Annotated in this window: 14 protein-coding genes; 4 read left to right on the forward strand and 10 right to left on the reverse strand. The window is 64.0% G+C overall.

Annotated elements, in window-relative coordinates; genetic code table 11:
• Positions 1-67: 67 nt before the first annotated feature.
• From ABIB91_RS04435 to ABIB91_RS04445, 3 genes are all read right to left on the reverse strand, one after another.
• Positions 68-2,221 (reverse strand): methyl-accepting chemotaxis protein, encoded by a 2,154-nt coding sequence (locus ABIB91_RS04435; RefSeq protein WP_354159676.1) that lies wholly within the window; start codon positions 2,219-2,221, stop codon positions 68-70.
• Positions 2,222-2,385: 164 nt separating this feature from the next.
• Positions 2,386-3,111: an outer membrane protein gene (locus tag ABIB91_RS04440; protein ID WP_007599475.1), complete on the reverse strand. Its 726-nt coding sequence runs from the start codon at positions 3,109-3,111 to the stop codon at positions 2,386-2,388.
• 223 nt (positions 3,112-3,334) lie between these two features.
• A complete protein-coding gene (locus ABIB91_RS04445) occupies positions 3,335-3,655 on the reverse strand; it encodes a hypothetical protein (protein WP_007599476.1) in 321 nt (106 codons plus the stop codon).
• 236 nt (positions 3,656-3,891) lie between these two features.
• Between ABIB91_RS04445 and ABIB91_RS04450 the strand changes: the two genes are divergently transcribed.
• Both ABIB91_RS04450 and ABIB91_RS04455 read left to right on the forward strand, forming a co-directional pair.
• Positions 3,892-4,239, forward strand: a complete 348-nt coding sequence (locus ABIB91_RS04450) for a hypothetical protein (protein ID WP_354063639.1) — start codon at positions 3,892-3,894, stop codon at positions 4,237-4,239.
• 125 nt (positions 4,240-4,364) lie between these two features.
• The gene (locus ABIB91_RS04455; RefSeq protein WP_354159673.1) at positions 4,365-4,658 is read left to right on the forward strand and encodes a hypothetical protein; all 294 of its coding nucleotides are present in this window, start codon (positions 4,365-4,367) and stop codon (positions 4,656-4,658) included.
• A 90-nt stretch (positions 4,659-4,748) separates the two neighbouring features.
• Here ABIB91_RS04455 and ABIB91_RS04460 read toward each other — a convergent pair whose 3' ends face one another.
• Both ABIB91_RS04460 and ABIB91_RS04465 read right to left on the reverse strand, forming a co-directional pair.
• Positions 4,749-4,958 (reverse strand): hypothetical protein, encoded by a 210-nt coding sequence (locus ABIB91_RS04460; protein WP_007599488.1) that lies wholly within the window; start codon positions 4,956-4,958, stop codon positions 4,749-4,751.
• A complete protein-coding gene (locus tag ABIB91_RS04465; protein ID WP_162847230.1) occupies positions 4,955-5,119 on the reverse strand; it encodes a hypothetical protein in 165 nt (54 codons plus the stop codon). Before ABIB91_RS04465 ends, ABIB91_RS04460 begins: the two co-directional genes overlap by 4 nt.
• Positions 5,120-5,465: 346 nt before the next feature.
• On the opposite strand from ABIB91_RS04465, the gene ABIB91_RS04470 reads away from it, so the two are divergent.
• Entirely contained in the window at positions 5,466-5,735 is a 270-nt protein-coding gene (locus ABIB91_RS04470) for a hypothetical protein (protein WP_246648674.1), read from the forward strand.
• 18 nt (positions 5,736-5,753) lie between these two features.
• Here the strand turns inward: ABIB91_RS04470 and ABIB91_RS04475 are convergent, their stop codons facing one another.
• From ABIB91_RS04475 to ABIB91_RS04495, 5 genes are all read right to left on the reverse strand, one after another.
• Positions 5,754-7,373, reverse strand: coding sequence for an ABC transporter ATP-binding protein (locus tag ABIB91_RS04475; RefSeq protein WP_354159670.1), 1,620 nt, complete (start codon positions 7,371-7,373; stop codon positions 5,754-5,756).
• A 2-nt stretch (positions 7,374-7,375) separates the two neighbouring features.
• Positions 7,376-8,215: an ABC transporter permease gene (locus ABIB91_RS04480; RefSeq protein WP_018458168.1), complete on the reverse strand. Its 840-nt coding sequence runs from the start codon at positions 8,213-8,215 to the stop codon at positions 7,376-7,378.
• Positions 8,212-9,183 (reverse strand): ABC transporter permease, encoded by a 972-nt coding sequence (locus tag ABIB91_RS04485; RefSeq protein WP_354159668.1) that lies wholly within the window; start codon positions 9,181-9,183, stop codon positions 8,212-8,214. The genes ABIB91_RS04480 and ABIB91_RS04485 overlap by 4 nt, the downstream gene beginning before the upstream one ends.
• 203 nt (positions 9,184-9,386) lie before the next feature.
• The gene (locus tag ABIB91_RS04490) at positions 9,387-10,937 is read right to left on the reverse strand and encodes an ABC transporter substrate-binding protein (RefSeq protein WP_354159666.1); all 1,551 of its coding nucleotides are present in this window, start codon (positions 10,935-10,937) and stop codon (positions 9,387-9,389) included.
• A gap of 218 nt (positions 10,938-11,155) precedes the next feature.
• Positions 11,156-11,467 (reverse strand): hypothetical protein, encoded by a 312-nt coding sequence (locus tag ABIB91_RS04495; protein WP_007599501.1) that lies wholly within the window; start codon positions 11,465-11,467, stop codon positions 11,156-11,158.
• A gap of 177 nt (positions 11,468-11,644) precedes the next feature.
• Here ABIB91_RS04495 and irr point away from each other — a divergent pair, with 177 nt between their 5' ends.
• Positions 11,645-12,127: a Fur family transcriptional regulator Irr gene (gene irr / locus ABIB91_RS04500; RefSeq protein ID WP_354159664.1), complete on the forward strand. Its 483-nt coding sequence runs from the start codon at positions 11,645-11,647 to the stop codon at positions 12,125-12,127.
• Positions 12,128-12,134: the final 7 nt, after the last annotated feature.

Consider the following 12,134-nt stretch of genomic DNA (forward strand, 5'->3'; position numbering starts at 1 on the left):
GCGCGCCAGCCGAAAAAGGGCGCTGGCGGGGCCCGCATAGCGGTCATTCCGGGTTACGGAACGGCGCCTACGCCGCCCGCATGTTGTTGAGAAACGCGTCGATCTCTCCGCGCAGCATGTCGGCCTCGCGGCGGAGCGCGTCGGAGGCACCGAGCACTTCGTTCGCCGCTGCGCCGGCTTCCGCCGAAGCCGTGGAGACGCCGACGATGTTGCTGGAGACCTCGCTGGTGCCACCGGCCGCATGCTGGATGTTGCGGGCGATCTCGCGTGTCGCCGCGCCCTGTTCCTCGACCGCGGCGGCGATCGTCGTGGTGACGTCGTTGATCTCGCCGATGATCCGGCCGATGCCCTGGATGGCGCCGACCGCCGAAGTCGTCACCGACTGCATGCTGGCGATCTGGCTACGGATCTCGTCCGTCGCTTTCGCGGTCTGGCTCGCGAGGCTCTTCACCTCGGAGGCGACCACCGCGAAGCCGCGGCCGGCTTCGCCCGCGCGCGCCGCCTCGATGGTGGCGTTGAGCGCCAGCAGATTGGTCTGCGAGGCGATGGTCTGGATCAGGTCGACCACGACGCTGATGCGGCTCGCGCTGTCGGCGAGGCTCTGCACCGTGGCGTCGGTCGCGCCGGCTTCGTCGACCGCCTTCCTGGCGATCGCGGCCGAGGTGACGACCTGCTTGCTGATCTCCTCGATCGAGGACGAGAGCTGCTCGGTGCCTGACGATACGGTCTGCACGTTGACCGAGGTCTCTTCGGCTGCGGAGGCAACCGCGTTCACCAGCGCATTGGACTGGTCTGCCGTGTTCGACATGCTCTGCGCGGTCGATTGCATCGAATTGGCCGATTGCGCGAGATTGTCGAGCGCGGAGCGGACCGTGCCCTCGAATTCTGCAATCTTCGCCTCCATCTGCGCCGCACGCTCGGCCTTGGCGACGCGATCCCTGTCCTGCTCGCTCGCAAGCGCCCGGGCTTCGATCATGCTGTCGCGGAACACCGTCAGCGTTTCCTTCATCGCGCCGATCTCGTCGTTCTGCCGGGAGCGGACGATCTCGGTGTCGAGGTCGCCGGCAGAGAGCAACTGCATGGCGCGTTGAAGCTCGCGAATACGGCGCAGGATGTTGCGGCCGACATAGAGCCAGACGAACAGCGCCGAGCCGACCAGCGTCAGAGCGCCGAGTGCCAGCATCGCGGTCGTCGCGAGCGAGATCTCCTGCCGCGCCTGGAAGGTCGACGCGTTGGTCTCCTTCTGCACACCCTCGACCAGCTGCTGCACGCTGATGCCGAGGCCGACATTGAGCTTGCGGGTCTCGTCCAGGATGGTCTGGCCGTAGTCGATCGCGTCGAGCTCCTTCTGGCGGATCTTGAACACGCCGGACTTGCCTTCGCCGAAGGCGAACAGCTTTTGCACGGTGTCGCGCACCGCTTGCATCGAGCCCATGTTCGGCAGGTCCTCGAGGTTCGATTTGACGCGGTCGCGCGTCGCCTTGAACTCTTTCTCGATCGCCTCCAGCGTATCGCTGTTGTTGGCCGACAGCGCCGCCATCATGTCGGCGGCCATCAGATTGCCGTTGGCGGAGATGGTCGCGACCTGGGAGACGGTGCGGGCGGCTTCGGTGGCATCATCGGCGGAAACTTCCGCCGCGCCGAGGATCGCGTTCAGGCGCGTTTGCGCATCCAGCATGGCAGGACCGGCCGCACCGACGAAGGTGAGCTGCGCCTTGCGGAGTGCTTCATATTGCTTGTCATGCAGCGCGCCGGCATCGAGCCGCTCGCGCGCGGCCGACACCAGGCTCTGGGTCGCCTCGTCGATGCTCTTGGCGGTGTCGCGCAATGCGGTTGCGATCTGCTTGTCGGCGCCGAGTTCGATGATCTCGCCAAGCTTGGCCATGGCAAGCTGCTGGATCTCCTGCACCTTCTTGGTGCGTTCGTTCAGCGCCTCATCGGACGGCGACGCCAGGAGACCCGGCCCCTGCGCCGCGAGCGTTGCGCTTTGCGATGCGAGTTGAAGGCTGGCGGAAAGGCGCGGGATGTCGCGGCCGCTCAGGTCCATCATGGTGCTGCCGAGATGGTTGAAGACGAAGCCGGCGCCGGCTGCAATCACGAGGCCCATGCCCGCGATCACCGCGAAGGCCGTGAACAGGCTGCCGCGCACGCCCCATGTCGGCGTTTTGAAACGGGGCCGGATACGACCAAGCAAACGGCCAAGGCCCAGACGGATCGCCATCGAAATTCCCCCACGCGTGATCTTTATGTTTTCGCCGCGGAGTATCCTCGGGTCAGGTTAAAAAATCGCAAGTCGCTCAATTGGTTGCGCACGTTCCGCACAGCGAAAAAAGAAGGGCCGGCAACGATGCCGGCCCGTCATCATGATAAGGTTTTGATAACCGTTCAGTAGCGCGCGACCGCCGAGTTGGCCCAGTTGAAGCGGTAGTTGACGCCCGCCTTGATGGTGTGGTCGTCGGTGGTGAAGTTGCCGGTGCCCGCCAGCGGACCACCGGTGAAGTGCGCGTCGCCGAAATTGTAGTACTGGTACTCGGCCTTGGCCGACCAGTTCGGGGCGAACATGTATTCGAGGCCGGCGCCGACGGTGTAGCCGTTGCGGTGATCGCCCGTGATGACGAAGGCCGCCGGCACGCCGCCGACAGTGACCTTCTCGTTGTTGTCGGAGTAGGCGTAGCCGCCCTTCACATAGAGCAGGCCCGGACCCCAGGTGTAGCCGACGCGGCCGGTGATCGAGCCGAGACCGCGCTGGTCGTTGGTGTAGGCGACGCCGCCCGGGAACACCGCGCCGACGCTGCCGGAGAGCCAGGAATACTGGCCTTCGACGCCGACGACGAAGTTCGGGTTGAACTGCCAGTCCGCACCAGCCTGCACGCCGCCGAGGAAACGGCCGTTGCCGTTATTGCCGGTGGAGAGGCCGCTGAAATTGTTGTCGCTGGAGAACGCGCCGCCGACATGGCCACCGATGTAGAAGCCGGTCCAGTTGTAGATCGGCGCGGCATAAGCGGGCGCGGGCGCCTTATAGTAATTGCGGTTACCGAGATCGGCACCGACCGCCGGCGCAGCAGCGCCCAGCACGAGCAGCGCAACGGTCGCAAACAGAATCTTCTTCATCGTCCAAACTCCAACACTTAGGTCCCCGGCAGGCGCGCTTTCCGCGCCGTCGTTGATTTTGCAGATAGCTCGCTTTTGACGAAAATGCTGTCACATCCGTGGCACAGCGGCAGCCAACCTAACGTATTGGGCCGTAAATGATTTTCGTGCTTAATGTCGGCTTAAGAAGTGGTGAAGGAAGGCTTAACTCGGCGCTGTCAGTGTAACTTGCGCGCGCATCTCATTAACCAAGACGGCGCCGCGCCTCATCGCGCATCTGTTCGCGGAATGCAGCGCGCTTTGCGGGCCGGTCTTCCTCGCGCACGTCATGACGATCGAAGACGTCGAACTTCTCCAGGATCGGGTAGCGCTCGCTCGCCATCGCGAGCACGCGCAGCACCTTGGTCGCGGACGGTGTCGGGCCGCTGACTTCCCAGCGCCGGATGGTGTCGGCGCCGCCCTTCTCCGGCAATCCGCAAAGCCGGGCCATGTCGGCCGCGGTGAGCTTGCGTTCGAGGACGTCCGAGAGATCGTTGCGGAGTTGCTTCAGTTCGGGACCGGTCATATCGCCTCAATACGCGAAGTCGATGAGGTGAATGCACTAGAGCATTATCGGTTCTGATTGAATCAGAACCGAAGCTCTAGATCCTTGTTTCGACGCGTTTTCTTCACGCGAACCGGCATCCACTTCGCTCGAAAACGCTTTAGCGCTGATTCGGGTCCATCCGAAGGCGAGGCGCGGTAGCGGGCGGGCGTGCTAGTCTCGCGCCCGCCGGGCTCAGCAAAGGAAAGAATAGTCGCATGCCCGTGTTCAAGCTGCCTCTGTCGGGGGACGTCGTGCAGTCCATCAACCCGATCACGTCGTTCTTCAGCCCGGCCGGCGGCCAGTTCGGTCTCGTGAACATCACGGTGGGCCAATCCTCGGCGCCCGATGTCGAGAAGGACCTACTGTCGGATGTCGGCAGTTACGGCAAGCAGATCGGCCAGGTCGCGGATGCGCTGCTCGTGGTCATTGAGCATCTGGAAGCGCTCGGTGACAGCGCACTCGGCGATGACAAGGCAATCGCGGCCTTCAAGGAGCTGATGCACTCGGTCGCGACCGTCAAGGAGCGCCACAACCGCAAGGCCTGTCGTCCGCGGCGGCGCTGATCATGCCGTGCGACCGCGCTCCGGCACCTTCGTGTGCGCACGGAGTTATGAACGGAAGTGCTATGGAATTCTTCCGAACAATGAACACTTGGCGTACGGGGTCTACGGCGACGAAAGGATCAGCGATGACAGGCATCAAATTCGCGATTGCCGCACTTATCACGGTTGGCCTAGCTACGACCCCCTCCGTTGTCGAGGCGAAGAAGCACAGGTCCGCCAGACACTACAGCTCCGTTATGGCGGCCCCGAGTTATGGCAGCGTTGGAGGGTCGATGGCCGTGCCGTCGAGGGCTTACGGCAGCTCAGGACAGACGGTGGGGACGGTCACGGCGCCGTCGATCGGCACGTATAATTGGCCTTCCGTCGGCGTCACCAACTCGGTTCCGACCTGGAGCAATACCAACCCGCCGGTCAGATAGCACACGAACGCTCTGGGCGAGAGCCGATGTCGATCAGCGCGGCCGGTCGCAAGGTGAAGATCGCAACGCCCCAGCAGGGAGCATGCATCCTCAGGCGCCCCGGCCGGCCTGTTGGCCGATCACGCAGCGCCATCCCGCGAGGCGCTCGGCCGGATGCTGGTTCATCCATTCGGCAAGCTGCGGCGCACCCATCAGGCACGATTGCATCGAGACGTCGGCGAAATCGGATGTGGTGACGGTTTGCTCATGACAGTTCGCTGGAGAGGCGAGGTTGCAGAGCACGGCGATGATCTTGATCACGCGAGGTTGCCTCCGTCGCTGCGACGCGCGGAGGCTCCGCTTGATCGTTCGCTCACCGGATCAGCCGGCGGGAAGATGCTGTCGTAGATCGCGCGCGCTTCCTGGATGAGGCGAATGCGCTCGCGCTCGGATTTCGAGACAAACTCAATAACCTGGCCCATGTCGTCTCCAATAGATTCTCAATCCATCATCACATGATGGAAATCATTTCATCTGGATGTGGGGTGTCGCCTTCGGCTTTGCAGCCGTGCGGGCGATCACGAGGGATAAAAAGCCCGTGAGGATTCCGCTCCTGAGGGGGACCGGGGTACCTTCAGCGATGCGCCGATCTCACGGCGCATCTGTTCGGCGGGGACCGCTTCGCAGCATCGTGATGAAGAGTTGAGCCCCGCGGGATGATGGCACTGCGGCACATTTTGTCGCGCGTGGAGTTGTAAGGTCACTCAGTGCACGGGTGCCTCGACGAACGGCATCGCGATTGAGAGACCGCGCCCGAAAGGATCAGCCATGACAAGAACGAAACGCTCCATTGCTGCACTTATCGCTCTCGGATTGGCTGCAGCGCCACTCGCCGTCAACGCACAAACGTCGGGGACGGGGACACCAAGCAGCACGAGCGGACGCTCCGGAGCACCAGTACAGCAAGGGACTATTGGAAGTTCCGGGCAGACCGTCGGGACCGTGACAGCGCCATCGGTCGGAACGTCCAACCAGCCCTCCGTCGGCGTAACAAACTCGGTCCCCACCTGGAACAACACGAATCCCCGACCGAAGTAGAAATCGCGATCGGCTGACTTACGCCGCCGGCGCGCGATCCTTGCGCCCCGGCACTGCCGCGAGCAGCTCGCGCGTATAGGCATGTTCGGGCGCGGCGAACAGCTGCGCGGTCGGCTTCAGTTCGACAATGGCGCCGCGCTGCATCACCGCAATGCGATCGCAGATTTGAGCAGCGACGCGCAGATCGTGGGTGATGAACAGCATCGACAGGCCAAGACGCGCCTTGAGGTCTTCAAGCAGTCTCAGCACTTGCGCCTGCACCGACACGTCGAGCGCGGAGACGGCTTCGTCGGCGACGATGATTTCGGGTTCGAGCGCGAGCGCGCGCGCGATGCCGATGCGCTGGCGTTGGCCACCGGAGAATTCGTGCGGATAGCGTTCGAGTGCGCCGGCATCGAGGCCGACCATCTTGAGGAGATCGCGGGCGCGGTCGAACGCCACCTTCGGATCGGTGCCGGCCGCAATCGGGCCGTCGGCGATGATGTGGCCGACCTTGCGCCGCGGATTGAGCGAGGCGAACGGATCCTGAAAGATCATCTGGATGCGGTGGCGCTCGGCGCGCAGCGCCTTGCCCGCGAGCTTTGTGAGATCGGTCTCGCCGATCCGCACGGTGCCGCGATCGGCTTCGATCAGCCGCATCACAAGACGGGCCACCGACGATTTGCCGGAACCGGATTCGCCGACCAGGCCGAGCGTCTCGCCCTTGAGAATCGTGAAGTTGACTTCGCGTGCGGCATCGACGCGACGGTCCTCGCGAAACCAGCCGCCTGAGGTGACGTAGGTCTTGTCCAGTCCGATCACCTCAACCGCTTTGGCCTGGTCGCCGAGGGGGTTGCGGGCGGGCGGGTCCATCGTGGGCACGGCGGCGAGCAGCGCCTTGGTGTAGTCGTGCTGCGGCGCGTTGAAGACGGCCGAGGCGGGGCCTTCCTCGACCACCTTGCCGTGGCGCAACACGATGACCTGGTCGGCGATGTCGGCGACCACGCCGAAATCATGGGTGATGAACATCACCGCCATGTTGCGATTGCGCTGGAGGTTGCGGATCAGTTTCAGGATCTGCGCTTGCGTGGTGACGTCGAGCGCGGTGGTCGGCTCGTCCGCAACCAGCACCGCCGGTTCGAGCGCGAGCGCCATCGCGATCATGGCGCGTTGGCGCTGGCCGCCGGAGAGCTGGTGCGGATAGGCGCGCACGATGCGCTCGGGGTCGGGGAGGCCGACCTCGCGCGCCAGCGACAGCGCCTTGGCGCGCCGCTCCCTCGGCGTGAGCAGCCCGTGCGCCTCGAACATCTCCGCCATCTGATCGCCGATCCGCATCAACGGATTGAGCGCGGTCATCGGCTCCTGGAAGATCATCGCGAGCCGGCGGCCGCGCAGATCTCGCCAGCCGTCGTCGTCGAGTTTGAGCAGGTCGCGGCCTTCGAACTGGATCTCGCCGGAGGTGACGGTGACCGTGTCAGGCAACAGTCCCATCAGCGCATGCGCGCACATCGATTTGCCGGAGCCGGATTCGCCGACGACGCAGACGATCTTGCCGGGCCGCAGATCGAGCGAGACGCCGTCGACCGCGAACGGACGCTCGGCGCCCTTGGGCAACGCGATCCGCAAGTTCTTGATGGAGACGGCGGGCGGAGCGGTCATGATCAGCGGCCCTCCCGCGACAGCCGCGGATTGAGCGCGTCGTTGAGGCCTTCGCCGATCAAATTGAGGCCGAGCACCGAGATCAGGATGGCGACGCCGGGAAACACGGTGATCCACCACGCCTGGCGGATCACGGTGCGGCCGGCACCGACCATGTAGCCCCAGGAGATCAGATTGGGATCGCCGAGGCCGAGGAACGCCAGCGAGGATTCGAGCAGGATAGCGGTCGCCACCATCAGCGAGGCCAGCACGATCACAGGCGACAGCGTGTTCGGCAGGATTTCGCGCAGGATGATCCAGGTGTTGCTCTGGCCCGTGACCACGGCCGCCTGGACGTACTCCCGCGTGCGCAGCGACAGCACCTCGCCGCGGACGAGGCGCGCGACCGGCGGCCAGCTTACCAGCGCGATCGAGGCGACGATCGAATAGATCGAGGGCTGCAGGATCGCGACCAGCACGATCGCGAGCGCAAAGCTAGGAATGGTCTGGAAGAACTCGGTGAAGCGCATCAGGGCGTCGTCGACCCTGCCGCCGAAATAGCCGGCCATGGCACCGATCGGCACGCCCACGACCAGCGCCACCAGGGTGGAGACCATGCCGACGAGCAGCGAGACGCGTGCGCCAAAGATCATGCCGGCGAACACGTCGCGGCCGAGCGCGTCGGTGCCGAGCGGCACGGTCGCGAGCGTGAACGGCGGCAGGAACGGCCGCTGCACCATGCGCCAGGGCGAGTTCGGGAACAGCATCGGACCGAACAATGCGACCGAGATCGCAAGCAGCAGGATGATCAGCCCGATGACGCCGCTCGGGCTTCTCAGCATCGATTTCCAGAATTGTTTCATGTGGTGAATTCGATGCGCGGGTCGACCAGGCGATAGACCAGGTCGGTGATGAGGTTGAAGGTCAGGACCATGGCGGAGCAGATCACGAAGACACCGAGCAGCAGATTGTAGTCGCGCTGGAGCAGGGCGTCGTACATCAGGCGTCCGATGCCGGGCCAGGCAAACACGGTCTCGGTGATGACGGCGCCGCCGATCAGGGTGCCGGAGTGGACGCCAGCGAGTGTCACGACGGGCAGCAGCGCGTTGCGCAGGACGTGGCGACGCTGGATCACGGCATCGGACAGGCCTTTGGCGCGCGCGGTCTTGACGAAGTCGAGACGCTTCACCTCCAGCATCGAGGCGCGCGTCATGCGGGTGTAGGTCGCCATGAAGAACACGCCGAGCGTCATCGCCGGCATGATCAGGTGCCTTGCGACGTCGACCACATGGGCAAGGCCGGTGAGGTTGGCGCCGACCGTCTCGTAGCCGAAGCTCGGCAGCCAATCCATGGTGACCGAGAACAGCAGGATGCTCATGAGCGCCACCCAGAAGATCGGCATGGCGTAAAAGATGAGCGCAAAGACGGTGATCGCGGTGTCGAGAAAGGTTCCGGCAAAGCGCGCGGCGAAGGTGCCGAAGAGAACGCCGAGCACGAGCGAGATCGCAAACGCCGTCAGCGTCAGTAGCAATGTCGCCGGCAGCCGCTCGCCGATCAGCTTCGCCACCGGCGCCTGCTGGCGGGAGGAGAAGCCGAGGTCGAGCGTAGCAATGCCTTTGACATAGATGAAGAGCTGCTCGGGCAGCGGCTTGTCCAGGCCGAACTTCTCCCTGAGCTGCTGGACGAAGATCTGGTCGCTCGCCCCGGCCTCGCCCGCCATCACGACGGCGGGATCGCCGGGCGCGAGCCGGATCAGGAAGAAATTAAGGACGACGATCGCAAGCAGGACGATCACGCCCTTCACGACACGCTGAGCGACGAAGGAGAGCATCTAGAGGGTCATATCTTGGAGCGTGACCTGAAGCCACGGGGGCATTGTGCTCCCTCGCCCCGCTCTTGCGGGGAGAGGGTTGGGGCGAGGGGCCTCTCTCCACGGGCGAGAATGCCGATGGATCTGTACCCCCTCACCCGCCGCGCTCTGCGAGCGCGTCGACCTCTCCCCGCAAGCGGGGAGAGGTGAAGGAAGGCACGCCCTCACTTGTCGAGCCATGCGTCCTTGAAGCCGTCATTGACGCCGATCCCGGTGGTGATCAGGTTCTTGACTTTGCAGCGCATGATGGTCGGGAATTGCAGCTCGAGCATCCAGGCCACCGGCACGTCCTCGACCAGGATCTTCTGCGCCTTCTCGTAGATCTCCTTGCGCTTGGAGTCCGGCGTAGCAACCGCGCCGTCGGCGAACAGCTTGTCGATCTCCGGGTTGGAGTAACCCTCGACGTTGTTGAACACCTGGCCCTTGGCGATGGCGCTGGAGACGTAGTTGCGGCCGACGCCGAGCGCGGGATCGCCGTACTGGTAGAGATAGGTGAAAGCGATGTCGTAGTCCCAGTCTCCGATCTTCTGGTTGCCGCCGGCAACGTCGGTGGCGATGGTCTCGATGTTCATGCCGACGTCCTGGAGGTTCTGCTTCACGGCTTCACCCCAGCGCTGCCAGGTCTCGCCATAAGCGAGCGGCAACAGGCGGATCTTCTCGCCCTTGTAGCCGGCTTCCTTCAGCAGCGCCTTGGCCTTGGCGGGATCGTAAGGGTATTTCGGCACGTCGTTGGTATAGTATTTGATGGTCGAGGCCGACGGGCCGGTCGCGACCTTGCCGAGCCCGTTCCAGATCACGTCCTTGGCGAAGTCGCGGTCGATCGCAAACATGACCGCCTGCCGCACTCGCTTGTCGGCGAGCGGACCCTGGCGATTGTTGAGCCACAGCCAGGCCAGCGGCGAGAAGAACTCCCAGCCGGCGCCGGTGACGCAGGTGTCCTTCAGCTTGGACAGCCGCGGCACGTCGAAATTCTCGACCGAGCCGCCGGGCAGCACGTCGACCTTGCCGGTCTCATACGCCACCGAGCGCGCCGCGGCATCGGGAATGATTTGCCAGTAGATCTCGTCGAGATAGGGCTTGCCCTTCTCGTAATAGTTCGGGTTCTTGACCAGGCGGATGAAAGAGCCCTTCTGCCATTCCTTGAACATGAAGGGGCCGGTGCCGACAGGGGCGTTGTTGTAGGGATTGGTCTTCCAGTCGGTGCCTTCGTAGAGATGCTTCGGTACCATCGGCATCGAGCCGACCTCGAAGATGCCGAGGAACGGACCGAACGGCTGCTTCAGCGTGAACACCACCGTGTAGTCGTCGGGAGCCTCGACCTTGTCGACCTGCGCCAGATTGTTGCGGGCACGCGCGTGGGTCTGCTTCAGCATCTCGATTGAGAACAGCACGTCGGCGGCGGTGAAGGGCTTGCCGTCGTGCCAGGTCACGCCCTTCCTGAGCTTGAACGTGTAGGTTTTGGCGTCCTCGCTGACGCTCCAGCTCTCGGCGAGCTCCGGCTGCGGTTCGAGCTTGGGGCTGTAGCGCAGCAGGCCTTCGAAAATGTTGCCCGACACCATCTGCACCGGGCCGTTCTGGACCATCGCCAGCATCAGGCCGGGCGGCTCGGGCTGAATCACGGCATTGATCGCTCCACCCGCTTTCGGCTCTTGCGCCAGCGCCGGGGCCGCGAGGCCGCAAGCCAGGAGGACACCAAGCAACACTCGTTTTGACATGTCGTATCTTTCTCAAGCGAGACCAGCCGCAAACGCTTCGCACGTCATGGCGCGCAAAGCTACGGCAGGCCCATCCCAGTCCCCATCCGGGATCGAGGCTCACACAGTCTCATTCGGCGCCGCAAGATGAAAGTCTCGACAGTGTTCGCCCAAAAAATGTACAGCGCGTCCTGTTATGGCATTTGACGCCCAAGCCGGCGCCGCCGCGCCGCCCTGCTTCAGGAGGGCCGCAGCACCCGTTGCAACTCGGCAAGCGCGTCCGCGAGTTGCTCCCGGTGCGCGATGTCGTCCTTGGGGATGGCCGCGACACTGCCCGCGAGTTCGCGCAGGATTCCGGCGAGCAGGCCGAAATTGAGGTGCAGGTGCACCGATTTGCGCTCGTCCGCCGTGCCCGGATGCTGCAGCACCAGCGCAACGCCGCTTCCGTCGAGACGTGCCTCGAACCGCGATGAATGCCCGAAGGTGCCGACATAGAACTTGTCGGGATATTCGAGCGCGATCTCTGCCTTGTCGGGAACCGGCTTGGACATGTGAGCCTCATTGATGTCAAGCTATTCTGGCCGGGAATAAACTCGGCCGCCTTGCGATAGGTCAGAGGCGGGCTCGTTCCGGATTTGATTCGGATCAAAGCCGGGCTGCCGCTTCTGCGATCTGATGGCAGGACGGGTGAAGCCCCGCGTGCCCGGTCAACTGCGAGTCCATCGGCGATGAACGTCCATTCCACCCCACCCGAAGCGGATTCAGACGATATCGCCATCTCCTTCGCGGACGAGGCGTCGGCGCGTTGCGCGCAATTGCTCGGCGATGCCGGCCTCAGGCTGACGCGCCACCGCCTGGCGCTCGGCCAAATGCTGTTCCTCTGCCCTCATCGTCATGTGACAGCGGAGGGGCTTTATGAAGAAGCCACCGCCGCCAATCTGCGGCTGTCGCTTGCGACCGTCTACAACACGCTGAACCAGTTCACCGAAGCCGGCCTGTTGCGGCGGATCGCGGCCGACGGCATCAAGTCGTTCTTCGACACCGATACGTCCGTGCATCCGCATTTCTACCTCGAAGGCGAGGATGTGCTGGTCGACGTCGCCGACGGCCTGACCTTCACCAGGATGCCCGAGGCGCTTCCGGGCCACGAGATCGCGCGGCTCGACGTCGTCGTCCATCTGCGCCGGAAGCGTGACGTAGACCCGGCATGACGATCGT

Origin of the sequence: Bradyrhizobium sp. JR4.3 (assembly GCF_040547695.1) — a bacterium.
In the GTDB taxonomy this organism is placed as follows: Bacteria; Pseudomonadota; Alphaproteobacteria; order Rhizobiales; family Xanthobacteraceae; genus Bradyrhizobium; species Bradyrhizobium canariense.

Coding starts and splice junctions, on each gene's coding strand:
- ABIB91_RS04435 (WP_354159676.1), bottom strand. CDS start 2,221: ATGGCGATCCGTCTGGGCCTTGGCCGTTTGCTTGGTCGTATCCGGCCC.
- ABIB91_RS04440 (WP_007599475.1), bottom strand. CDS start 3,111: ATGAAGAAGATTCTGTTTGCGACCGTTGCGCTGCTCGTGCTGGGCGCT.
- ABIB91_RS04445 (WP_007599476.1), bottom strand. CDS start 3,655: ATGACCGGTCCCGAACTGAAGCAACTCCGCAACGATCTCTCGGACGTC.
- ABIB91_RS04450 (WP_354063639.1), top strand. CDS start 3,892: ATGCCCGTGTTCAAGCTGCCTCTGTCGGGGGACGTCGTGCAGTCCATC.
- ABIB91_RS04455 (WP_354159673.1), top strand. CDS start 4,365: ATGACAGGCATCAAATTCGCGATTGCCGCACTTATCACGGTTGGCCTA.
- ABIB91_RS04465 (WP_162847230.1), bottom strand. CDS start 5,119: ATGGGCCAGGTTATTGAGTTTGTCTCGAAATCCGAGCGCGAGCGCATT.
- ABIB91_RS04470 (WP_246648674.1), top strand. CDS start 5,466: ATGACAAGAACGAAACGCTCCATTGCTGCACTTATCGCTCTCGGATTG.
- ABIB91_RS04475 (WP_354159670.1), bottom strand. CDS start 7,373: ATGACCGCTCCGCCCGCCGTCTCCATCAAGAACTTGCGGATCGCGTTG.
- ABIB91_RS04480 (WP_018458168.1), bottom strand. CDS start 8,215: ATGAAACAATTCTGGAAATCGATGCTGAGAAGCCCGAGCGGCGTCATC.
- ABIB91_RS04485 (WP_354159668.1), bottom strand. CDS start 9,183: ATGCTCTCCTTCGTCGCTCAGCGTGTCGTGAAGGGCGTGATCGTCCTG.
- ABIB91_RS04490 (WP_354159666.1), bottom strand. CDS start 10,937: ATGTCAAAACGAGTGTTGCTTGGTGTCCTCCTGGCTTGCGGCCTCGCG.
- ABIB91_RS04495 (WP_007599501.1), bottom strand. CDS start 11,467: ATGTCCAAGCCGGTTCCCGACAAGGCAGAGATCGCGCTCGAATATCCC.
- irr (WP_354159664.1), top strand. CDS start 11,645: ATGAACGTCCATTCCACCCCACCCGAAGCGGATTCAGACGATATCGCC.